Below are 22207 nucleotides of genomic sequence, written 5' to 3'. Positions count from 1 at the left end.
ATTGTCCTTATATGTCGACGGGCGTGGGCGGCGCCTTCTCAGGCTTATGACCAGCAATGATCCGTCCCTGATTGGCGAGGCTTTTGCTTTTGTCGTCCCAGTAGCCGCTGTGTCCATGGGTGTCGGTGACGAACCGGGTGCCGCCGAAGTCTGCGGTGTTGGGGTCGGGTCCGAGCGTCAGGTCCTGCGCATTGCTGATGCGGTCGTCATCGGCGATTCCCGTGTAGAAGTGGTCTGCGCCGACGTGGAGATCGGATGCGTGGGCCACCGTCTCGCCCGGGCTGCCGACGACGGAGATACTGTCGGCGTCGAGGCCCTTGCCGCCGGCGTCCGCGTCGCCGACCACCGTGGCGCCGTAGCTGTGCCCCAGCACCGTCATGTGCGCACGGTCCGGCCCCTCGTGTGAGGCACGCAGGCCGTGGGTGAAATCCCGCAGGTCCGGGGCCGCGTCGTCGGCCCGGCTGGTACCAGCGACGGCGAGATTTGGGGCATCGTCACTGGGAATTTCAGGAGCGTCGTAACCGAGCCAGTAGACCATTGAGGTGCTCGCTGACGGATCGGCCCGCTCGGCCGACCTCTGCAGCTTGTCGATGCGTGACAGCTGACCTCCGGTCGAGTCCATGTCCGTGGCCGTGCCGGGTACTTGCACACCGATGTTGTCAGCGGTGTCCGGATTCCCCATGGCGATAACGGCCTTGCCGTCCTCGAAGCCGTCGAAATCGAGCAGATAGAGCTTCTTGTTTCCCGTTGCGCCGTCGCGTTTGTCGAGTTCGGCCTTCAGGACCTCAAGGTTGTGACGGTGTTCCGGAATGCCGGGGACGCCCTGGTCGCTGCCGCTGACGTAGTTGAGCTGCTGATCCAGCGCGAGCCGGTTCGCATCGTCGCGGACAGCGCTGGGAAGGCCGTTCGTCTTGCCGATCTGGTCCGGGTACATGGTGATGTACTCCTGGCGCGATGCCTCGTCGAGGCCCTGCCACCAGGCGGCTGCATCCTTGGGGTCCTTGGGGATCTGCGGCCCCTTGACGCCCAGATCCTTCATGGCCTGCTGAGTATCGGCCGCGGACTCGGCGGCCATGTGCTTGTTGGTGCGGTCCATGATCTCGCCACGGAGTTCCGACAGTGCATGATGGCCGTCGGTGCTGGCCTTCCGTGCGTCCTCGACCGCGGTGTTGATCTCCCCCTGGAAGTGCTTCATCCGGTCCAGTTTGTTCTGCGTCTCGCCCGGCGACTCGTCCACTTCGCAGGAAGCCTCTCCTACGGAGCCGGAGTCGTCGACGAGGAAGCCCTCGGATTCCGCGCTCCGCACCGCGTTGCGCAAGTCCGTCTGCGCCTGCTCCATACGGAAACGAACCGTCTCGATCGCCTTCGAGATGGTCATCGCCTCGGTACGGGCCACATTGATACGCATCTCGATGTCTTCGAGGAACGCTAGGGCGGCCTTGGCGTCGTCCCCTTCCCAGGCGGCGTGCAGTGGGCCGGTCACCTTCGTACGGTGCTGGTCGAACGCGCTGTCCATGTCCTGCGAAACCCGCTGCCAGGAGTCGGCGGCGGCCGTCAGGTCCGCGAAGTCCTGCTTCAGCAGGCGTGCGTAGTCGGAAGCCATGCCTTATCCAAAGGGGTTGTCGTCGGCGTGCAGGAGAGCGGCACCCCGGCCGCGTCCCGAGAGGGCCTCGCCCGGGTCGTAAACGGGCATCGCCGGCTTGGCGTGCAGCATGTCGTCCGTGTTGCGCGACGGCGTACCGGGGGCCGGCTGGTACTCGCCGACGGCCTCCCATATCGGGTCGGGGCCGGGCGCGTTGGGGCGCGGCAGTCCGGCGTACACCGGGGAGCCGGGCCCGCCCCCCGAGGCGGGCGCCGACATGATCACGCCCGCCTTGTCCCCGTCGAAGTCCTCGAAGTCCTGATCAACCATGTCGTCGTTCCACTCGTGGTTGTCGGCGGTGTCGCGGAGGTTGCCGGCGCCCTGCAAAAGGCGTTTGTGCAGGCCGTCGAGGGCGGGCTGCCAGGTCTCACTGATCATGTGCAGTGCCGAGGCGACGGGCCATCCGTTAGCGGAATCCCCAGCCGCACCGGTGTCGGCGATGGCCTTGTCGCAGGGCTTCTTGAGGTCGTCGGCGATGCTGCTCTGGGTGTGCGCTGACGCGCGTAATTCCCCGGGCTGGACCGACATGTTGCTGGACACTGAGCGCCCCCTCCTCGTAACTCTGTGCGAAACGCTATCAAGCGTTCTTGTCGCGGGGGTGGGCCGACACGGCAGCGGCCCCCGTCGTATACGACGGGGGCCGTGCGGTGATGTGCATGCCGGATTTCAGGCGCCGGGCAGCTCGCCGCTCTTCACGGCCGTGACGAAGGACGACCAGGCCGCGGCTTCGAAGACGAGGGCCGGGCCGTGGGGGGCCTTGCTGTCGCGGACGGGGACGAGGGCGGGGTGGTTGTCGGCGACCTCGATGCACTGGCCACCGTCCGAGTTGCTGTAGCTGGACTTGCGCCAAGTGGCGGCGCGCAGGAATTCGTCGGAAACCTCGATGCACGCGCCCCCGTCAGGGTTGCTGTAGCTGCTCTTGCGCCACGTCAGGTTGCTCAGGTCGATGGTGCGCACGGCGCTTCCTCCAACATCTGCCCGATGACCTTCCGCGACTCGGCTGGGGACAGCGCGAGGTCGCGAACAGCATCGTACGCGCGTTGCAATCGCTCAACTGCCTCTGATGCCTCGACCAGTTCGCCGTGTACGGCGCTCTCGATGTAGGCCACGGTGCGGCCGTCCGGCAGCCGGAGAAACATCACGTCCGTGGCTGCCAGAGAGTGCAGCCTTGGGCCGTGAGGCAGCACCTGTAGCGTCAAGGTGGGCTGCTCGACGGCTTCAGCCAGGTGTTGCAGCTGGACACGCCATGCTCGTTCATCACGCAGCGGCGTACGGAGCACCGTCTCCGACAGGATGGTGCGGAACTGCGGCGGGTCCTCGCCGAGCAGCAAATCGCGTCGCCCTATCCGTGCTTCGACCTGCTGCGTCAGCTCTGCCCCCTTGATGCCGCCTGCCGCGAGGACTTCGCGTGCGTACTCCTCGGTCTGGAGCAGGCCAGGCAGGACGCCCACGGCGTAGTGCCAGAGGCTCATCGCCTCGGCCTCCAGGGCCATATAACGCCGGTATTGCTCCTTGAATTGCGTCGGATCCCCGACCGCCAACTCCCAGAGCGTCAGCAGCAGATTCCCCGTCCCGTAGTACTGGGCCAGGGCCTCCACTACTTCCGGGCTTCCGAGCGTCTTTCCGCTCTCCATCTTCCCGAACAGGGACGCGTCCCAGCCCAGTACATCGCCGAGCTTCCGCAGGCTGTCGCCCTTCTCCGCCCGCAGTAATCGCAGCTCCTCCGCGAAGCGTCGCCGCGGCTCCTGGCTTCGTCCCGTGATCGCTGTCCTCGGCGGCATCGCGCCTCCTCCGTGGAACTTGTGGAATTAACGGCCCCGGGCGTGGAACTACGGCCCGAATCTGTGGGGGTGAGCCCCTTCGCCGGTCCATCCTCGTAACGGCCGGACCACTCACGGTAGTTGGCATTCGGCGCGGCACGCAGTGGAACGGCGGACGGGAGCGACCCCAAATGACCACAGAACCCCACATGGAAGCGCAGGTGGCACGCGACGAACTGGCCGCCGTACTGAAGGAGGCCGGGATCGTACTGCCGTCTCTGGGCGTCGACTTGGTGACGTACAGCAGTCAGCTGCCCTCTGTACTGATCGAGTTGGGGCGTTGCAATCTGGAGACCACGCGACGGCTCAGCGCCGCGCTCGCCAGGGCGGTCCGGTGAGCGGCCGCCTCGTACGGTGGGCCCTCGCGCTGCTGTTTCCCGCGTACGGGCGGCACCGCGCCCCCGCCGTCGTGCCCGTGCCGGAGCGCCGTGTGCGCCGTGTGCGTCGTCTCCCGCGTCACAAGAGCGCCTACGCCCGGGACGCGGCCGGCGGAGGGCCGTTCCTGGACACGCCGCCGCGGCCCGTGCGGCCGTACCTGCCCGCGCCGTACGTCTCGCCGGCGTGCCACGTCGGCAGCCACGTGAGGTGCGACAAGGGCGCGCCGGAGCCGGGGACCACTGTGGTGCCGGGGGTGTGGCGCGAGGCCTGCGTGTGCCCGTGCCACGACGACGGGGCACGGGGGGCGTCACCAGCGGGCCGGGGCCTTCGCGTCCGCGGAGAACTCGTCGATGACATCGGCCATCGTCTCCGCGAGTTCGATGAGCCGTTCGTACGGCTTGCGTTCCTTGAGCCAACCGATCATCCGGTCCTCGTGCAGCCGCCAGCCCATTTTGGCGTCGGCCGTCATGCGGATCACCCGCTCGGTGAGGGCCAGTTCGGCGAAAGCGGGGTCGACGGAGCACGCGACCATGCGGGGTTTGCGGCCGGGGGGCAGGTGGACGGGGGTGCCGGCGCGCGGCGGGAGGGGCTCCGTCTTCAGCAGGCGGACCAGGCTGGCGACGGAGACCGACGTGGCGGGGAGAGTGCCCGGCAGGGTCAGCACCGCCACCGAATACATGCTGACATCGGTGGGGTGTTGACCGCCTTTATGCGCGGCGGCGAGATGGAAGAGCGTTGTCTCATAGCCGCGTACCTGCCCTTCCAGTACATTCCTTACGTGATTTCCACGCGTGCCGAAGGGGTGGCCGGGTTTGCCGAACGCGTTCACCCAGTCACGCGACTCCCGTTTCCGGTAACGCCATTCGGGATCCTCACGGTATCTGCGGACGCTCTTCCAGACCCGCCACATTCCTGGTTCTCTCCTCAGCCTTTGTAAGCGCCGTCCGGGTCGGTCAGTGCGGAGCGGGGTTTGTCGAACGGGCTGTCCGGATGGTCGGCGGTGCGATCGTTCTCATTGGCGCTGAAGTCTCCGTACACGGTCCCATTGGTGGCGGACTCTCGCACCGGACCGAAGCTCGGACCGGACTCGGGGTCTCGGTGTCGGCCGCCTCCGCCGAGGCCGCCGCGCTCGGACCAGGAATCGCCACCGTGCACCGCCGCACCGCCCGTCGCGCCACCGAAGGCGCTGGTGATCAGGTCGGGGATGATGCTGTCCCCCGTCTTGCCGCCTGCGTGGTCGTTCGCGATATCGACCCCGTCGGCGGCCATCTGGCCGGCCGCGCTGGTGGCCGCGCCCGTGGCCGTCCTGCCCGCGAGGCCCTTGCCTGCGACGACATCGCCGAGCGCTCCGGGTAGCTTCGGGCCCAGCGCCCGTCCGCTCGCCCCCAGCGCCGTGCCCACGCTGCCAGCCACAGCCGCGTCCTGGAAGTCCTGGCCCCAGGTGACCTCCTGGCCGGTGAATGCCTGGCCCAGCACGTTTCCGGTGAAATTGCCCGCGATGTTCGTTGCGAGCTCCACACCGAATTTCAGGAACTTGTTGCCCTGCATCAGGCCCCGAAGGGCCTCCAGGGCCGATTCGATCGTCTTGAGGACCCTGGCGAGCCGTGTGATGACGACGCCCGCCTCGGCGACCTCGGCCGCCGCGCTGGTGGCGGCCACCACGTCGGAGAAGCCCGCGGTGATGACGGTCAGTCCGATGCCAACGGCCGCGGTGACCGCAAGCTCCTCAAGGACGTGCTCGACCTGCTTGTTGGTGTCCTCGATGTGGTCCGCTGCCTGCTCCAACTCCTTCGCCACCTCATGGAAGTTGGGTAACGCGTGGTCGATCTGCTCCTTCGTGTGCTTCCAGCGCGCGCGGAACGCGGAGGCGGCCTGCCCGTCCCAGTCCGTCGTGTCCAGGTCCTCCACCTGCCGGTTTAGGTCGGCTCCCGCCGTCCGCAGGTCCTGGGCCATCTCCCGCCATGCCGCCGCGCACTTCCGCAGCACCTCGGGATTCCCGCCGGGCTTGAAGATGTTGAAGCTCGTCTCGATCTGTTGCTGTTCCTCGGCCACAGTCGCTACGCCCCCTTGAACGCAGCCGCGTGCTGCGCGTCAGTGTGCTCATAGCTGGCCGCCGAGTGGTCGAGCCCCCTGGCGTATCCGGCCAGTTGCTGACGCAGCTGCTGGAGGCTGGTCACCGTTGCCTGCGTCATCTCCAGGTATTTCGCCAGGGCTTCGGTGGATTCGCTGAGAACGCCGAAAGCGTCGTCCACGTTCTCCGCCTTGTCGGCGAAGTGCTTGACCTGTTCGTCGAGCCGGTCGCCGGCGTGCGTGAAGTCCCCGGAAAGTGTGCGGAGTTTCTCCGGGTGCACGGTGAAGTGTTCCTGTGCCATGACGGCCCCCCGACTGGCTCCCCGTAATGAATGAACGTGATCTCCGTTGAACACGCTAACGGGCGGCGGGTCGGGCGGGCGCTGCGTAGGCGTTAAGGCCGCGACAAGGAGGGGCAACTCTCAGGATGCAAAGGGTAATGGGTCTGCAAATGCCTCTGGTTGCGGAGCCATCGCCGACGAGAAGCCCGCTCAGTTCACCACTGCCGCGGGTCCCGCGCCTGCACGGCGAAGACCGTTCCGTTCGGCGCGGCCGCGTAGATCCGGCCGTGCCGGGCGTCCGCCACCGGTGCGGGCAGGATCTCCAGGAAGCCGTTGTGCCGGTCGGCCGCCAGCCGCGCCTTGGTCTGTCCGAGCAGCGCCCCGTTACGGGCGTCCACGGCCAGCAGCCGCCCGTCCGCCGCGGTGAAGTACAGCCGGCCGCCGCTGATCACGGGCGCCGAGCCCCGGCTGACCGACGTCTCGGTGTCCCACGTCCGCTCGCCGAGGGCCTGTAGCAGGCCGCCCTCGGCCAGCACGTACACCGTCTCGCCGCTCACCACGGCCGCCACCGGCCCGTCGAGCGGTGCGCTGAGCTTCAGGCGGCGGGTGTGCGCGGTGCGCGGGTCGTAGCTGACGACCGCGGTGGTGGTGAACGGGTGCTGCGGGTCGGCGGCGGTGAAGTACAGGGTGCCGGAGGAGCCGGCGCCGGCGAAGGTGAGCGTGCCGGGCAGCCGCCGTGACCAGCGGATCGAGCCGTCCTTCGGGTCGAGGGCGGTGACCGGGGTGCTGGTGCCGTCGACGGCACCGACCGCGTAGGCGGTGCGGCCGTCGCCGGAGGCGCGCAGCGTGGCCGCGGTGACGTCGGGGAACCGCTTGTGCCAGCGCTGCCGGTGGGTGGTGCTGTCCAGCGCGGTGACCGTGCCGTCCCCGGCGGCGAGCAGGATGCGGTCACCGAGGACCGCCGCCCCGCCCTCGTAGCCGGACAGGTCCTGGCTCCAGCGGGTCGCGCCCTTCCCGCCGGCCGACGGGTCGAGCGCCTCCATCCGCCGGCCGTCGGGCGTCCAGACGTACAGCAGGCCGCCGGACAGCACCGGCGCGGTCGGCGGCGCATCGGTGAGGGGAACTGCCTTGCCGGTACGGAGCCATGCCTGGTGGCCGGTGCCGGCGTCGAGGCGGGCGGCCCGTACGCCGGACTGGGCGCAGTAGACGGCGTCCGCGCCGGCCGTGCAGAACGGCATCTCCGAGCGGTGGCCGTCGGGCCGTTTGACGAGCGCCGCGTGCCAGGGCCGGAAGCCGTCCGCGGCCTGCGGCGCATGGGTCTCCAGCGCGGAGTCGTCGCCCGACCCGCCGGACGACAGGGCCCGTACGCCGGCGAACGCCCCGGCCCCGACGGTCAGCAGCGCCACCGCGGCCCACACCGGCCAGCGGCGTGCCTTCTTCGGGGCGCCGGTGGCGTTATCCGCCCGGTCCGGGCCGGGCGCGGCGCCGTCCGGCGGGCCGGCCGTACGGGCGCGGACGTGGGTGGTCTCGGCGCGCGACGGGGCGGCCTCGGCGCGCGACGGGGCGTCCGCGGCGTGCGACAGGGCGGCCTCGGCGTGCGTCGGCCCGCGTTGTGACGGTATCCGCGCGCCGGGCACCGCACCCTTCGTCGGCAGCCGGTGCGGGGGCTGCGCGGGGAGGGGCGCGGGGAGGGGCGCGAGGTCGAGGTTCAGCTCGGTGTGCAGCTCGGTGTGGAGCAGGTCCATCAGCTCGCCCGGCGTCGGCCGGTCGGCCGGGTCCTTCGCCAGGCAGCCGCCGATCAGCGGCGCCAACTCGTCCGGCACCCCCGCCAGGTCCGCCTCGTCGTGCACCACCTGATACGCCACCAGGTAGGGGCTCTCCGAGTCGAACGGGCCGCTCCCGGTCGCCGCGTGCACCAGCACCGACCCCAGCGCGAACACATCCGCGGCCGGGCCCACCTCGCGGGGCCGTTGGAACTGTTCGGGCGCCATGAAGGGCGGCGTACCGATCAACTTGCCGGTCTCGGTGCGCATTTCACTGTCCGACGGCCGCGAGATACCGAAATCGATCACCTTGGGGCCGTCCGCGGCCAGCAGCACGTTTCCCGGCTTCAGATCGCGGTGCACGACCCCGGCGCGGTGGATGTCGCGCAGTGCCTCGGCGAGACCACAGGCCAGCCGGCGCACCTCGGCGGGCGGCAGCGGACCGTTCCGCTTCACATGGTCGGAAAGGGTCGGGCCGGGAATGTACAAGGTCGCCATCCAGGGCCGTTCGGCATCCGGATCGGCGTCCACGACGGGCGCAGTGAAGGCCCCGCTGACCCGCCGCGCGGCGGCCACCTCCTGCCGGAAACGCCCCCGGAACTCGGGGTCCTGGGCGAATTCGGCGTGGATGACCTTGACCGCGAGCTGGAGTCCGGAGGACGAGCGCGCCAAATGCACCACGCCCATACCGCCGGAGCCCAGCCGTGCCTCCAGGCGATATTGACCGGCGTACTCCGGACGCTCCGCTTCCGGGTCGGCCCCGGAACCACGCAGCGGCGGCATCGTTCCACCCCCGTGTCTACCCTGTGCAATTCGGTCGCAGGTGCGACGCGCGGAGCCTAGTCGATGACGCGTACGAGATGAACGAGGCTTGCTAGCGTGCGCGTTGCGCGTCCGAAAATACCCGTCGTCGCGGGCACGGAGGACAGCGCCGGAAGACGGCATCGAAGACGGCGCCGGAAGGTAGCGCCGGAAGACGGCACTGATAGGCAGCGCCGGAAGACGGCACCACGGCGCGGCAATCACCAACGGGGGAACACGGAATGACGACTCAGGACGAGCACGACTTCTTCGACCTTGACGCGATCGTCGGCAGCCTGGACGACGACGCGGACAAGGGCGCGGGCAAGAGCGCCGACGCGGGCGCCGGTGCGGGTGACGCAGCGGGCGCGGGCAACGTCGCGGGCGATGGCGCGGGCGCGGGCGATGGCGCGGCGGGTGGCACCGGCGGTGCGGCACCCGCCGTCATGGCGGCCGCCGCCCGCCGCTCCTTCCAGGTCGCACCGGGCCAGTCGGTCAAGGTCCGCCAGGGCCCCAGCACCAGCGCCCCGGTCGTCGGGAAGCTGGCGGGCGGCGCCTGGGTGCAGATCAACTGCCAGCGGCGCGGCCAGCGGGTGAGCGGCCCGTACGGCACCACCGACATCTGGGACAACATCGCGCCCGGCCAGTACGTCTCCGACGCCTACGTCCGCACCGGCAGCAGCGGACCGGTCGCGCCGAGCTGCACCAGCTGAGCGGGCGCCGGTGCCGGCGCCGGCACCGAACCGCGACGGCCGCCGCCGGGGAGGGCCCCTGGGAGGCCCCCGGGGATAATCGGTGCCATGAGCGATGAGCAGACGCCCTCCGGGGGCTCGGAGCGCGGCGGCCCCGAGCCGGAGGCGATCCGGTTCTTCGGGACCACCTGGGTCCACCACGACGGCGGCTACGCCCTGCGCCGGGCCGGCGTCGCGGTGGGCTCGCTGGCGCTCGCCGCGGCCGGCGCCGTCGTCCTGCGCTTCGCGTTCCAGGGCCTGGAGATCGCCGCCGTCGGCCCGTTCGTCGGCATCCTCGTCGTCGCCGGCTTCGCCATCTGTAGCGCCCTGGCCTTCCGCCGCACCTGGGACGGCTTCCTGCGCCGCCCCGACGCTTCCGCGCAGAGCGCCGCCGACCGGTCCGGCCAGAGCCTGATGCTGATCGGCTTCATCGGCTCGTTGCTCGCCTACTTCTGCCGCAGCCTGGTCGAGGCGCCCGGGGAGCGACTGCACCGCGCCGAGTACGCGGCGGCCCGGGAACGGTACGAGCGCCGCCGCGGGGCCCGCACCGGCAACCCGGCCGCCAAGACCACCAAGGCACCCAAGACCACCAAGACCACCAAGGCACCCAAGACCACCAAGGACGCCAAGGACGCCAAGGACGCCAAGGCTGCCAAGGCCGCCCAGAGGATTCCGACCACCCCGACCACCCCGACCACGAAGAAGCCCAGGAAGCGCCGTTGACGGACCGGGGCGCCACGGGAATGCGGCCGGCCACGGGAATGCGGCCCGCCCCACATGGGTTGTGGCCCCACAGGGGGCGCTCCGGACCCCTACGGGATCTGTTCGCCCGCACCCTAGGGGCGCCGCCCGTGCCGCTACCGCTGCCCCTTCCCCTCCGCCTCCCCTCCCTGCCCCACCCCTTACTTCCTCTTACTTCCTACTTCTTCCCGTACCGGGCCGCCATCGTGTGGAACACCTCCCGCGGTTCCCAGCGCTCCTCGTCGAGCATCGCCACCACGCCGTACGACGAGAGATCGGTGCCCTTGCGGGTGTCGAAGGCGGCGAAGGTGAACCAGAGCGCGGTGTCCACGCCCTCCTCCTCGAAGACGTCCAGCAGTTCGGTGAAGTAGCGGACCTGCTCGCCCTCGTCCGGCACCGACCCCTCCGGCACCTGCCAGGCCAGTCCGCCCCGGTCACCCGCACGCCGGTAGGCGCAGGTGCCGAACTCGGTCACCGCGACCGGCTTGCCGTGCGCGGCGTGTGCGCGCAGCTCGTCCCGGAACGTCGTGGCGTTGTACGCCGCCCGGTACGCGTCCACGCCGACCAGGTCGAACGGCCGCCAGTCGACGGCCTCCCACGGCCCCGAGGCGTAGCTGATCCGGCCGCCGAAGCGTGCCCGTACCAGTTCGGCGACCTCGGCGAGGAATCCGTTGACCTGCTCCTGCACCGGCCCCAGCGACTCCCACCACGCCCGGTCCGCGGTCGTCATGGCCTGGATGCGGTCGTGGTACGTGTCGCCCGGTATGAAGCCCGTGCAGAACAGGCTGATCTCGCAGCCGGCGACGAAGACCACCTCGCCCCCGCCCGCCCGTACGGCCTCGGCGCGCTCCGCACAGTCGGCGAAGAACGGCCGCAGCTCCTCGGGCGTGAGGTCCACCGGGAACGGCGCGAACCACACCTCCAGCCCGGCCTCGGCGGCGCACCGCGCGGCGACGCTCAGCCGCTCCGGATCGCCGCCCGAGATCCGTACCACCTGGCAGTGCAGCTCATCGGCGATCACCGCCATATCGCGCCGTACCGCTTCCGCATCGAAGCTCTTGCGCGAGAGCTCCTCCGCGGGAAGGAAGCCGGTGTCGTAGTTGATTCCCCGTGCGCGCATCTCGCCCCTCACTGCCCTTTCCGGTCTGCTCGTTCTGGCTGATCTGGCTGATCTCGCTGTTCTGGGTGCTCCAACCGATCTGGCTGGTCAGGTCGATTGGCCCTGCTGGCCCTGCTGGTACGGCCGGTCCTCGGCCCCCTTCGGCCCGCGGGTCGTGGCCGGCCGGTCGACCCGGCCGAGCCCGCGCTCCAGCAGGTCGAAGGCGAGCTCGACGTCCTCGCTCAGCTGCCGACGGGCGTCGTCCAACGAGGCGCCGCCCGCGAGCCGTTGGAAGAAACCCTCCTGGAGGGTGACCAGCGAGGCGTTGATCTGGGCCGCCATCAGGACGGCGGTCGGTCCGTCCTGTTCGGCGGCCAGCACCTCCGCCAGCTTCTGCCGCTGCTGGTACAGCAGGGCGTTGGTGGCGCTGGTCAGGGCCGGGCTGTCGAAGATCACCCGGACCCGGGACACCAGGACCTCCGGGTCGACCCCGGTCATGGGGCGGGCCGCGAAGTTACGGAAGTGCTCCCGGAGCGCCTCCAGCGCGGCCTGCCCGGCCGGCCGCCCGGCGACGATCCCCGCCAGGTTGTCGTCCCCCACGCCCTGTAGCGCAAGCGACTCCTTGGTCGGGAAGTACGCGAACAGCGTCGCCTTGGCCACCTCGGCGGCGTCCGCGATCTCGCTGACCGTCACCGCCTCGAAGCCGCGCTCGGCGAACAGTCGCCAGGCCGCCGCCGCGATCCGCTGCCTCGTCCGTTCCTTCTTCCGCTCCCGCAACCCGGTCATGGGAACACTATAGCCATACCGGGTACAAAATTGAACCCGGTATGGATTTTGCGCCGGCCGCGTCGGGAGCGGACCCGTGCTGTCACACTCCGTCCGGCCGCATCGTCCTCAGGGGGAGGGCGCATGGCCCTCGCAGACGGCACAGACAGCAGAAGTAGCAGGACAGCACAGACAGCACAGACAGCGCCGACGACAGAGATAGCAAGACAGCAAGACAGCAGAACAGCAGAACAGCAGGACAGCAGGACAGCAGGACAGCGCGGACAAAGGAGCGGGCGAGTGACGGACACGGGGAGCGCGGCGGCCGGCGACCGCCTTGCGCAGTTCGAGGAGCAGCGTGGCCGGCTGTGGGCCATCGCGTACCGGATCATGGGCACCGTCGCCGATGCCGACGACGCCGTGCAGGAGACCTGGCTGCGCTGGCAGGCGCTGCCCGACGAGTCGACGGTGGCCAGCCCGCGCGGCTACCTCACCACGGTCGTCAGTCGGATCTGCTACGACCTGCTGGGCTCGGCCCGCGCCCGGCGCGAGACCTACATCGGACCGTGGCTGCCGGAACCGCTGCTCACCGCTACCGGCGGCACCGGCGGCACCGGCGGCGCAGCGGCCGGCAGCCCCGGCCCCGGTCCCGGCCCCGGTTTCGGCCCCGTCCCAGGTCCCGACCCCGAGGACCGGGTCACGCTCGACGAATCGGTGGGGATGGCGCTGCTCAGCGTCCTGGAGCGGCTCACCCCGGCCGAGCGCACCGCCTTCATCCTGCACGACGTCTTCGCGGTGCCCTTCCCGGAGATCGCCGAGGCGGTGGGCCGGACCTCGGACTCCGTACGGCAGTTGGCGTCCCGGGCCCGCAAGCGGGTGCGCGCCGAGGCGCCGCGCCGCACCGTCGACCGGGCGGAACACAGCCGTGCCGTCGAGGCCTTCCTCTCCGCCGTCATGGGGGGCGATCTCGATGCGCTGCTGGCCGTCCTCGACCCCGAGGTCGTCTGGCGTTCGGACGGCGGCGGCAAGGTGAGCGCGGCCCGCCGTCCGGTGCTGGGCCGCGAGAAGGTCGCCCGCTTTGTGCAGGGGTTGGTCACCCGGGGCGCCGAGCGGAGTGAGCTCCGGGGCGCCATGGTGGACGTCAACGGCACCCCCGGTCTGATCCTCGCCGATGTGGCGGGTCAGCAGGCCGGGGTGCTTGCCTTCAGCGTGCACCAGGGGCGGATCACCCAGGTCGATGCCGTCATCAACCCCGACAAGCTGGGCCATCTCGACCTCGACCGATACTGACCCGGGCCGGATTCCGGGGCGCGCGGCGGGCCGGCCGGTGTTCCGTCCATCAGCAGCCCGTCACCCAGTAGCCCGTCTATCACTAGCCCGTCACCCAGCAGGCCGTCGGCCAGCAGCCCGTCACCCAGCAGGCCGTCGGCCAGCAGCCCGTCACCCAGCAGCCCGTCGGCCAGTAGCCCGTCACCGTCAGTACTCCCAGTCCGGCTTCCCCTTGCCGTAGAGCCAGTCGTCGAACAGGTCGGTCAGGTCCACGTCCGTCCGCGCCTGGCAGAAGGCGATGAATTCCTGCGAATCGGCGTTGGAGTGGCGGTACTTGGCGGGCCACTCCTTCAGGATCCGGAAGAAGGCCTTGTCGCCGACGGCCTTCCGCAGCTGCTGGAGTACCATCGCGCCCCGCTCGTAGACGGGCGTCCCGGTCACGTTCTCCGCCTTGGCCGGGTCGCCCGGCGGGAACGCCCAGCGCTCCTTGGCGTCCTCGGCCTCGCTCTCGTCCTCGGCCTCGTCGCGCTTGCTGTCCGCTTCGTCCTTTTCGTCCTTGTAGAGCGCGTCGAACTGCTGCTGCGGCGTCTTCCCGCCCTCGTGCTCCTCCCACAGCCACTCGGCGTACGTAGCGAAGCCCTCGCTGAGCCAGGTGTCCTTCCAGGTCTTCGGCGTCACCGAGTCGCCGAACCACTGGTGGGCCATCTCGTGCACCACGGTCACGGTGTCCGGCGCCCCGGCGTAGACCGGCTTGGTCTGGGACTCCAGGGCCAACCAGTCGATCCGCGGCGGGGTGTGGTCGACGATCGCGCCCGCCGAGGAGAACGGGTACTTCCCGAACAGCCCGCTCTCCCACGTGATGATCTCCGGCAGCCGCTCCAACGGCTTCTTGCTCGCCTTGGCCTCCGCCGGGTCCACGGCGACGTACAGCGGCAGCCCGTCGGGCGTACGGGACGTCTGGACGTCGAACTTCCCGATGGTGGCGGTGGCGAGGTACGTGGCCATCGGCTGTGGGTTGTGCCACTCGAAGGTCGTCTTCCCGCCGGAGACCTTCTGCGACCGCAACTCGCCGTTGGCAACGGCGGTGTAGCGCCGCGGCACGGTGATCGTGAAGTCGTAGGTGGCCTTGTCGTCGGGGTGGTTGTTGCCGGGGAACCACGTCATGGACCCCGCGGGCTCGCCCGACACGAACGCCCCGTCGGGCGTCGTGACCCAGCCCTCCGTGGAGCCGTCGGCATCCGTCATCTCCTCCGGCGTGCCGCCGTAGTCGACGGTCGTGCGGAACTCGGCGCCCTTCCGGATCCCGTCGGCCGGCCGCACGGTCAGCTTGTGTCCCTTGCGGGAGAAGTCGGCGTCCTGGCCGTCGACCCGTACGGCGGAGACCCGCAGCCCCTGGAGGTCCAGCTTGAAGGAGCTCAGGTCCTGCTTCGCCCGGGCGGTGATCTCGGCGGTGGCCGTCAGCTGCTTGTGCCGTACGTCGTAGTCGAGGTCGAGTCCGTAGTGCCGTACCTCGAAGCCGCCGTTGCCGAGCGCCGGGAAGAGCGGGTCGCCCAGCCCGCCGCTGCCCGCTGCCCCGCCGGCGCTCATGCTGCTGCCCGTGCAGGAGGACAGCAGCAGAGCGACGGACAGGGCGGCGGTCGCACCGCAGCGACGAAGCGGCCGGCGGTTCACAGCACTCCTCGGGTCGGTGGTCATGAGCTCACGACCCTACGGTCCTTTCCGCCGCAATGCCCCTCCGTTACCGATTACGGCGCACAGGAGCGCGCTGATCAGTGAGCACCCCGTCAGTGAGTGCCCCGTCAGGGAGCACCCCGTCAGGGAGCACCCCGTCAGTGAGCAACCCACCCAAGGGAGCACCCATCAGCAGGAGCACCGATCAAGGCGTGACAGACGACGCCTCCTGGCACGCCGTCCCGTCCGGACCGCGGCGCTGCTCCTCCCAGTTGCCGAGCGCGGCCGCACAGGCGTGGTCGAGGTGCCGCAGACCGGACAGGTCCAGCTCGACCTCCCGGTCCGTGGGCAGCGCCTCCAACTGGTCGAGCAGCTTCGGCAGCCGCAGGAACGTCGCATTGCCCACGGCCCGTACGCGCACCACACCGGTGCCCTCCAGGCCCTCGACCTCCAGGTGGACGTGCGAGGTCTCCCACGCCGACTTGGCGACCGCCATCAACAGCCCCAGCAGCACGCCCTCGAACATGTTGGTGGCCACGATCGCGATCGCCGTCGTCGCCAGCACCACCGCCTCGCCCCGGTGCTCCCGCCACAGCGGGCGCCACTCCTTCACCGGCAGCAACTTGCCGCCCGCATGCACCAGGACACCGGCCAGCGCCGAGATCGGCACCACACCCAGCGCCGCCGGGAACATCGCCGCGAAGACCAGCAGCCACACACCGTGCAGCACCCGCGAGGCCTTCGTCCGGGCCCCGGCGTGCACGTTGGTGGCGCTGCGGACGATCACCGCGGTCATCGGCAGCGCGCCGAGCACGCCGCACACCGCGTTGCCGGCGCCCTGCGCCATCAGCTCCTTGTCGTAGTCGGTCCGCGGCCCGTCGTGCAGCCGGTCCACCGCGGCCGCGCTGAACAGCGACTCCGCCGACGCGATCAGGGCGAAGGCGAGCACGGTGCCCAGCGCCCCGACCACCGCGCCGGCCTCCGTCAGCCGCGCGAAGTCGTCGCCGCCCGGCGGCTGCACCACGTCCAGCAGGCCCTCCACTTCGACCCGGGCCACCGGCAGATCCAGCACGCCCACCACAGCGGTCGCCAGCGCCACCGCCACCAGCGGCGCCGGCAGCACCCGGGGCGCCTGCCGCGCCACCCGCGCCAGCGGCTTCGGGAGCACCGGCGCCACCTGCGGCAGCCGCGGCCAGAGCACCAGCAGGGCGATGGTCGACGCGCCGATCGCCAGCGCCACCAGCGCGTTGTCCGAACCGATGGTGTCCACCCAGAGTTCGGGCAGCCCGCCCAGCTTCGCCGGCCCGCTGCCCGGCGCCTCGGCGCCCACCAGCGCGTACAACTGCCCGGCGATCAGCACCAAGCCGATGCCGGCGAGCATCCCCTGGACGACGGCGACGGAGATCGCCCGGAACCAGCGGCCCAGCCGCAGCGCCCCCATGGCCAGTTGCAGCACCCCGGCGGCCAGCACCAGCGCGCCCAGTGCACCGAGCCCGAATTCCTCCACCGCCTCGTAGACCAGCACGGTCAGCCCGGCGGCCGGCCCGCTGACCTGAAGGCTGCTGCCCGGCAACAGCCCGGTGAGCAGCCCGCCGACGATCCCGGTGACCAGCCCCAGCTCGGCCGGCACCCCGGACGCGACGGCCACTCCGACGCACAGCGGGACGGCGACGAGGAACACGACGAGGGACGCGGTGAAGTCGGCGCGCCAGCGCGCCGGGGAACCCGGCGAGGGCCGGAACGGCGAGGGGGACCGGGGCGGCTCGGCGGACCGGGCGGCTATGGACGGCTGGGACGGGCGTCGGCGGGCAGAACGGAACGTGCGCATGAGCATGCCTCCAGCGAGTCGGTTACGGCGGCGCACACCCGGGCGGCCCGGGTGCCGGTACCGGCACAGGTGCGGGCACGGGCACAGGTGCGGGCACGGGCACGGGTGCGCGTACGGGCACGGGTGCGCGTGCGAGCACAGGTACGCGTGCGGGCACGAGCAGCGGACCCACCGCGCCGCGGGTGGCCCGCGTGCGCAGGCCACCGCGCAGCGCCGTGCGGCGCGCGCCATGAAGGGTGAGGAGCGGTGACGGCTGGATCCGTCGGATGCGCGGGCCGGGGGAGGCCCTGGGGCAGCTCTCAGCTCTCAGCAGCGGAAGACGAGGTGGTGGACCGGCAGTTCGCCTGATCTCGACAGCGGCACGGCCTGACGCCCGGTCAGCGCGGCGTTGATGCCCGCCGGGCCGGCCTCGGTCCGTACCCGCTGCGCCGTCGACACGGGTGTGCCGGACGGGGTGGGTACGGCGACGGTGGCGGTCGAACGCCCGCTGCGCCGCGGCTGACAGCGGTCGGTGGCCTTCTCGGGATGCTCGGCGGCGTCCGAGGCCGTCGGGGCGGTGTCCGGGGAACCGGCACCGGCGGTGCCGCTCCTGGCCGGCGCGGCGGCCGCGCGCTCTCCGTAGGCGCCATTGGCGACGAGCGGCAGGGCCAACACGACGGCCACGACGATCAACAGGAGCCGGCCGAGGCGGCCGACCCGGATCTTCGCCATCGTCGCCCCTTCCGGCGCGCTGGACAGGTCACTCCATTGTGTCGAGCCGGAAGCGCCGGACCGCAACTCGGTATGTAACCGCCCTGTAAACGTGGGGTTATCCGACAGGAAGGGAGGATTCCGTTCGCGCCGGCGCCCGCCAGCGCGCAATTCGCCCCTCCACGCGCCGCCCTGCGCACCACAGCCTCCCGCCCTGCGCACCACAGCCTCCCGTACTGCACGCCACTACCTCCCGCACCACGCACCACTGCCGCCCGCACGGCGCCCCGTACTTCCCGCCACGGCACCCCTACGGCACCCGTACTGCCCGCCCCCGCCCCCGCACCCGTACTGCCGGCCACAGCACCCTTACGGCACCCGTACGCCGCCCCCCACTCCCCACGGCCCGACTCTTGACGACCCCGCCCACCCGGCGCACTATTCATCGCATGATGAATTCTGGTGGTGACGACCCCGCAACACCCCCCGCAACACCCCCCGCCACCCCGGCACCGCCGGCCACCACGCCCGCCGTCCGGGCCCGCGCCCTCACCGTCGAACGCGGCGGCCGCACCGTCCTCGACGCCCTCACCTTCGACGTGCCCCGCGGCCGGATCACCGGCCTCCTCGGCCCCTCCGGCTGCGGCAAATCCACCCTGATGCGCGCCATCGTCGGCACCCAAGCCAAGGTCACCGGCGCCCTCGACGTCCTCGGCCACCCCGCCGGCGACCCCCGGCTCCGCCCCCGCATCGGATACGTCACCCAGGAGCCGTCCGTATACGACGACCTCACGGTCCGCCAGAACCTCGACTACTTCGCCGCCGTCCTGCACCCCGGCCGCGCCGTCCGCGGCCACCGCCGGGAGAGCGTCACCCGCGCCATCGAGGACGTCGACCTCACCACCCACGCCGACGCCCTCGCCGGCAACCTCTCCGGCGGCCAGCGCAGCCGGGTCTCCCTCGCCGTGGCCCTCCTCGGCGCCCCCGAACTGCTCGTCCTCGACGAACCCACCGTCGGCCTGGACCCCGTCCTCCGCCGCGACCTGTGGCACCTCTTCCACACCCTCGCCGCCGAGCGGAACACCACCCTCCTCGTCTCCTCACACGTCATGGACGAGGCCGAACGCTGCCACCGCCTGCTCCTGATGCGCGCCGGCCGCATCCTCGCCGGGGACACCCCCGACGCCCTCCGCGACCGCACCGGCGCCCCCACCGTCGAGGCCGCCTTCCTCCACCTCGTGGACGAGGCCGCGGCAGCCACCGCCCCACCACCAGGAACCACCCCCAAGGAGCCGGCCCGATGAGCACCGCACCGCACACCCCCAAGGCGCCTCCGCTCTCCCCGTCCCGCACCCTGGCCACCGCCGCCCGGGTGCTGCGCCAACTGCGCCACGACCGCCGCACCATCGCGCTGATGCTCGTCGTGCCGTGCGTGATGATCGCCCTGCTCCGCTACGTCTTCGACGCCCGCCCGGAGACCTTCGACGGCATCGGCGCCTCCCTCCTCGGCATCTTCCCGATGATCACGATGTTCCTGGTGACCTCCATCGCCACCCTCCGCGAACGGACCTCCGGAACCCTGGAGCGCCTGCTCGCCATGCCCCTCGGCAAAGCCGACCTGATCGGTGGCTACGCCCTCGCCTTCGGGCTGGTGGCGATCGTCCAGTCGGCCCTGGCCACGGCGCTCTCCATCTGGGTCCTCGGCCTCGACGTCACCGGCTCCCCCTGGCTGCTCCTGCTCGTCGCCGTCCTGGACGCCCTCCTCGGCACCGCCCTCGGCCTCTTCGTCTCGGCCTTCGCCGCCTCCGAGTTCCAGGCCGTCCAGTTCATGCCCGCCGTGCTGATGCCCCAGCTCCTGCTCTGCGGCCTCTTCACCCCCCGCGCCACCATGCAGCCGGCCCTGGAGGCGCTCTCCGACGTCCTCCCCATGTCCTACGCCGTGGACGGCATGACCGAGGTCCTCCACCACGCCCACGCCACCACCGACTTCGCCCGCGACACGCTCATCGTCACGGCCAGCGCCCTCCTGGTCCTGGCTCTGGGCGCAGCCACCCTCCGCCGCCGCACCCCCTGAGCACCCCCTAAGGGGTGTCCCACCGGCCCACCCACTGGACAGCACCCACCCCGGCCACCCCCGCGGTGCGAGGATGGCGCCAACGGCACAGCGCAGCGGAAAGGCACACCGGCACCATGACCCAGAAGGTCGCAGTCCTCGGCACCGGAAAAATCGGCGAAGCCCTCCTCAGCGGCATGATCCGCGGCGGCTGGGCCCCTTCCGACCTCCTCGTCACTGCCCGCCGCCAGGAACGCGCCGAGCAGCTCCAGGCCCGCTACGGCGTCGAAGTCGTCAGCAACGCCGAGGCCGCCAAGTCCGCCGACACCCTCATCCTCACCGTCAAGCCCCAGGACATGGGCGCCCTCCTGCGGGAACTCGCCCCGCACGTGCCCGCCGACCGCCTGGTCATCAGCGGCGCCGCCGGCATCCCCACCTCCTACTTCGAGGAGCGCCTGGCCGCAGGCACCCCCGTCGTCCGGGTCATGACGAACACCCCCGCCCTCGTCGACGAGGCCATGTCCGTCATCTCCGCGGGCAGCCACGCCACCGCCGCCCACCTCACCCTCGCGGAGGAGATCTTCTCCACCGTCGGCAAGACCCTCCGGGTCCCGGAGAGCCAGCAGGACGCCGCCACCGCCCTATCCGGCTCCGGCCCGGCGTACTTCTACTTCCTCGTCGAGGCCATGACCGATGCCGGCATCCTCCTCGGCCTGCCGCGCGACAAGGCCCACGACCTGATCGTCCAGGCCGCCATCGGCGCCGCCGTGATGCTCCGCGACAGCGGCGAACACCCCGTCAAACTCCGGGAGAACGTCACCTCCCCGGCAGGCACCACCATCAACGCCATCCGCGAACTCGAAAACCACGGTGTCCGCGCCGCCCTCATCGCCGCGCTGGAAGCCGCCCGCGACCGCAGCCGCGAACTGGCCACCGGCAACGGCTGACCGCACCCCGCGGCGGGGCAGCCGGCCCCCGGACCGGCTGCCCCGGGGGAGACACGCCTCAGGCCAGCAACCCCATCGCCCGATAGGCCGCATCCACCCGCGGCCTGGCGATCGCCCGGGCCCGCTCCGCCCCGGCCCGCAACACCGCGTCCACCGCCGACGGATCCGCCGCCAGCTCCGCATGCCGGCTCCGCACCGGCCGCAGCATCTCCACCACCGCCTCCGCGGTGTCCTTCTTCAGCGCCCCGTACGAGGAGTACCCCTCGGCCAGCCGCTCCGGATCCCCGTCCGTGCAGGCGGCCAGCACATCCAGGAGATTGGCCACCCCCGGCCGCTCCGCCCGGTCGTAGACCACCTCGCTCCCGCCGTCGGTGACCGCCCGCATCACCTTCTTGCGGACTACCTCCGGCTCGTCGAGCAAATACACCACCCCCGCCGTCCTGGCGTGCGACTTGCCCATCTTGGACGTCGGCTCCTGTAGATCCATCACCCGCGCCGCCACCGCCGGATGCGTCGCCTTGGGCACGACGAACGTCGCCCCGTACCGCTGGTTGAACCGCACCGCCAGATCCCGCGTCAGCTCCACATGCTGCGCCTGGTCCTCCCCGACCGGCACCTCCTGCGCCCCGTACGCCAGGATGTCCGCCGCCATCAGCGCCGGATAGGTCAGCAGCGACAGCCGCACACTCCCGCCCCGCGCCTGCTCCCGCGCGGCCTTCTCCTTGTACTGGATCATGCGCCGCATCTCCCCGTCGGAGGCCGTGCACTCCATCAGATACGACAGCCGCACATGCTCATCGACCCGGCTCTGCGCGAACACCGTGCACAGCTCCGGATCCAGCCCCGCGGCCAGCAGCAACGTCGCGGCCTGCCGACTCAGCCGCCGCAACCGCGCCGGATCGTGCTCAACGGTCAGCGCATGCAGATCCACCACGCAGAACAACGCCTCCGCACGGTGCTGGTCCACCTCGACCCACCGCCGCATCGCACCGAGGTAGTTCCCCAGCGTCAGATGCCCCGTGGGCTGCACCCCGCTGAAGATCCGAGTACGCGCCGTTGCAGTCGTCGCCATCGCCATCTCGCCCGTCCTTCTCTCCCGCACTCCGCTGAGTACGCGTCGAGACCGTCGACTTCGCCGGCCGGCTACGAGAGGGGGAAACGCGAACGGCCGCCGAAGCGGCGGCCGTGGTCATGCATGCGCTGTGGTTCGGCCGCCGTCAGGCGAGCCACCACTGCTGTACGAGCGCATGCGTAGTCATGCCGCAAAAGTACACCGCAAACCCGGGCCCGGCGCGGGTTTGAACAACCCCACGCCCTCGTGTAGTGTCCTCCGAGTTGCCACGGAGCCGACCGGCCCCAGACAACCATCTCGCCGCTTCGCGGCACACCACTACTGCACGGCCCCTCACCGGGAACAATTTCGGCATGCCGAAATTCGACCGTGGCGCGATTATGCGTCGACGAGGAATTCCGCTAAAGTAGTGATCACACCGAAAGGTGCGAACAAACCCCCTCCGACGGGGATTCGGAAACGAATTCGGACCGGCAACGGAACGAACAAGATCTGATAGAGTCGGAAAGGCCGAAAAGCGAAAGCGAACCGGCCACTCCCGCTCCAACAGGGAGTCAGAGACGGAAACGGATCTGGTAAGGTTGGA

General features: G+C 70.8%; 21 protein-coding genes and 1 pseudogene. 7 read left to right on the top strand and 15 right to left on the bottom strand.

Annotated elements, in window-relative coordinates:
* Window positions 1-7: 7 nt before the first annotated feature.
* The 4 genes from AB0C96_RS15190 to AB0C96_RS15175 form a co-directional block, all read right to left on the bottom strand.
* Window positions 8-1603, bottom strand: a complete 1596-nt coding sequence (locus tag AB0C96_RS15190; RefSeq protein ID WP_362917459.1) for an alpha/beta hydrolase — start codon at window positions 1601-1603, stop codon at window positions 8-10.
* Between the two features lie 3 nt (window positions 1604-1606).
* The gene (locus tag AB0C96_RS15185; protein ID WP_362917457.1) at window positions 1607-2182 is read right to left on the bottom strand and encodes a type VII secretion target; all 576 of its coding nucleotides are present in this window, start codon (window positions 2180-2182) and stop codon (window positions 1607-1609) included.
* A 126-nt stretch (window positions 2183-2308) separates the two neighbouring features.
* The gene (locus tag AB0C96_RS15180; protein ID WP_362917455.1) at window positions 2309-2599 is read right to left on the bottom strand and encodes a DUF397 domain-containing protein; all 291 of its coding nucleotides are present in this window, start codon (window positions 2597-2599) and stop codon (window positions 2309-2311) included.
* Window positions 2581-3423 carry a helix-turn-helix transcriptional regulator gene (locus tag AB0C96_RS15175; protein ID WP_362917453.1) on the bottom strand — a complete coding sequence of 281 codons (843 nt, stop codon included), beginning with the start codon at window positions 3421-3423 and terminating at the stop codon, window positions 2581-2583. The genes AB0C96_RS15180 and AB0C96_RS15175 overlap by 19 nt, the downstream gene beginning before the upstream one ends.
* Before the next feature lie 170 nt (window positions 3424-3593).
* On the opposite strand from AB0C96_RS15175, the gene AB0C96_RS15170 reads away from it, so the two are divergent.
* The gene (locus tag AB0C96_RS15170; RefSeq protein WP_362917451.1) at window positions 3594-3800 is read left to right on the top strand and encodes a hypothetical protein; all 207 of its coding nucleotides are present in this window, start codon (window positions 3594-3596) and stop codon (window positions 3798-3800) included.
* Window positions 3801-4147: 347 nt separating this feature from the next.
* Here the strand turns inward: AB0C96_RS15170 and AB0C96_RS15165 are convergent, their stop codons facing one another.
* The 4 genes from AB0C96_RS15165 to AB0C96_RS15150 form a co-directional block, all read right to left on the bottom strand.
* A complete protein-coding gene (locus tag AB0C96_RS15165; RefSeq protein ID WP_362917449.1) occupies window positions 4148-4510 on the bottom strand; it encodes a hypothetical protein in 363 nt (120 codons plus the stop codon).
* 254 nt (window positions 4511-4764) lie between these two features.
* Window positions 4765-5826 carry a WXG100 family type VII secretion target gene (locus AB0C96_RS15160; protein ID WP_362917705.1) on the bottom strand — a complete coding sequence of 354 codons (1062 nt, stop codon included), beginning with the start codon at window positions 5824-5826 and terminating at the stop codon, window positions 4765-4767.
* A gap of 71 nt (window positions 5827-5897) precedes the next feature.
* On the bottom strand, window positions 5898-6212 hold the full coding sequence (locus tag AB0C96_RS15155; RefSeq protein ID WP_362917447.1) for a type VII secretion target: 315 nt from the start codon (window positions 6210-6212) through the stop codon (window positions 5898-5900).
* Between the two features lie 194 nt (window positions 6213-6406).
* Window positions 6407-8737 carry a serine/threonine-protein kinase gene (locus AB0C96_RS15150; protein WP_362917445.1) on the bottom strand — a complete coding sequence of 777 codons (2331 nt, stop codon included), beginning with the start codon at window positions 8735-8737 and terminating at the stop codon, window positions 6407-6409.
* A gap of 464 nt (window positions 8738-9201) precedes the next feature.
* Here AB0C96_RS15150 and AB0C96_RS15145 point away from each other — a divergent pair, with 464 nt between their 5' ends.
* The gene (locus AB0C96_RS15145) at window positions 9202-9468 is read left to right on the top strand and encodes a peptidase (protein ID WP_362917703.1); all 267 of its coding nucleotides are present in this window, start codon (window positions 9202-9204) and stop codon (window positions 9466-9468) included.
* 87 nt (window positions 9469-9555) lie between these two features.
* A pseudogene (locus AB0C96_RS15140) lies at window positions 9556-10053 on the top strand (hypothetical protein); the annotation flags it as partial.
* Window positions 10054-10405: 352 nt separating this feature from the next.
* Here the strand turns inward: AB0C96_RS15140 and AB0C96_RS15135 are convergent.
* Window positions 10406-11347, bottom strand: a complete 942-nt coding sequence (locus tag AB0C96_RS15135; protein WP_362917443.1) for a hypothetical protein — start codon at window positions 11345-11347, stop codon at window positions 10406-10408.
* Between the two features lie 87 nt (window positions 11348-11434).
* Window positions 11435-12112, bottom strand: coding sequence for a TetR family transcriptional regulator (locus tag AB0C96_RS15130; RefSeq protein ID WP_362917441.1), 678 nt, complete (start codon window positions 12110-12112; stop codon window positions 11435-11437).
* A 279-nt stretch (window positions 12113-12391) separates the two neighbouring features.
* On the opposite strand from AB0C96_RS15130, the gene sigJ reads away from it, so the two are divergent.
* Window positions 12392-13381 (top strand): RNA polymerase sigma factor SigJ, encoded by a 990-nt coding sequence (sigJ, locus tag AB0C96_RS15125; RefSeq protein ID WP_362917439.1) that lies wholly within the window; start codon window positions 12392-12394, stop codon window positions 13379-13381.
* Between the two features lie 186 nt (window positions 13382-13567).
* Here the strand turns inward: sigJ and AB0C96_RS15120 are convergent, their stop codons facing one another.
* The 4 genes from AB0C96_RS15120 to AB0C96_RS15105 all read right to left on the bottom strand — a co-directional run bounded on the left by AB0C96_RS15120 (window position 13568) and on the right by AB0C96_RS15105 (window position 17570).
* On the bottom strand, window positions 13568-15031 hold the full coding sequence (locus AB0C96_RS15120; RefSeq protein WP_362917437.1) for a M1 family metallopeptidase: 1464 nt from the start codon (window positions 15029-15031) through the stop codon (window positions 13568-13570).
* A gap of 36 nt (window positions 15032-15067) precedes the next feature.
* Complete coding sequence (locus AB0C96_RS15115; RefSeq protein WP_362917435.1) at window positions 15068-15205, bottom strand: pentapeptide repeat-containing protein; 138 nt, start codon at window positions 15203-15205, stop codon at window positions 15068-15070.
* A gap of 31 nt (window positions 15206-15236) precedes the next feature.
* Window positions 15237-16859, bottom strand: coding sequence for a SulP family inorganic anion transporter (locus tag AB0C96_RS15110; protein WP_362917433.1), 1623 nt, complete (start codon window positions 16857-16859; stop codon window positions 15237-15239).
* 306 nt (window positions 16860-17165) lie between these two features.
* Entirely contained in the window at window positions 17166-17570 is a 405-nt protein-coding gene (locus tag AB0C96_RS15105) for a hypothetical protein (protein ID WP_362917431.1), read from the bottom strand.
* 428 nt (window positions 17571-17998) lie between these two features.
* Here AB0C96_RS15105 and AB0C96_RS15100 point away from each other — a divergent pair, with 428 nt between their 5' ends.
* From AB0C96_RS15100 to proC, 3 genes are all read left to right on the top strand, one after another.
* Window positions 17999-18853 (top strand): ABC transporter ATP-binding protein, encoded by an 855-nt coding sequence (locus tag AB0C96_RS15100; RefSeq protein WP_362917429.1) that lies wholly within the window; start codon window positions 17999-18001, stop codon window positions 18851-18853.
* Window positions 18850-19623 carry an ABC transporter permease gene (locus AB0C96_RS15095; protein WP_362917427.1) on the top strand — a complete coding sequence of 258 codons (774 nt, stop codon included), beginning with the start codon at window positions 18850-18852 and terminating at the stop codon, window positions 19621-19623. The genes AB0C96_RS15100 and AB0C96_RS15095 overlap by 4 nt, the downstream gene beginning before the upstream one ends.
* Before the next feature lie 116 nt (window positions 19624-19739).
* On the top strand, window positions 19740-20549 hold the full coding sequence (proC, locus tag AB0C96_RS15090) for a pyrroline-5-carboxylate reductase (RefSeq protein WP_362917425.1): 810 nt from the start codon (window positions 19740-19742) through the stop codon (window positions 20547-20549).
* A 58-nt stretch (window positions 20550-20607) separates the two neighbouring features.
* Here proC and trpS read toward each other — a convergent pair whose 3' ends face one another.
* Window positions 20608-21621, bottom strand: coding sequence for a tryptophan--tRNA ligase (trpS, locus tag AB0C96_RS15085; protein ID WP_362917423.1), 1014 nt, complete (start codon window positions 21619-21621; stop codon window positions 20608-20610).
* Window positions 21622-22207: the final 586 nt, after the last annotated feature.

It is taken from the genome of Streptomyces sp. NPDC048506, from assembly GCF_040651315.1.
Taxonomy (GTDB): Bacteria; Actinomycetota; Actinomycetes; order Streptomycetales; family Streptomycetaceae; genus Streptomyces.
This window is presented reverse-complemented; position numbering and strand designations above follow the sequence as displayed.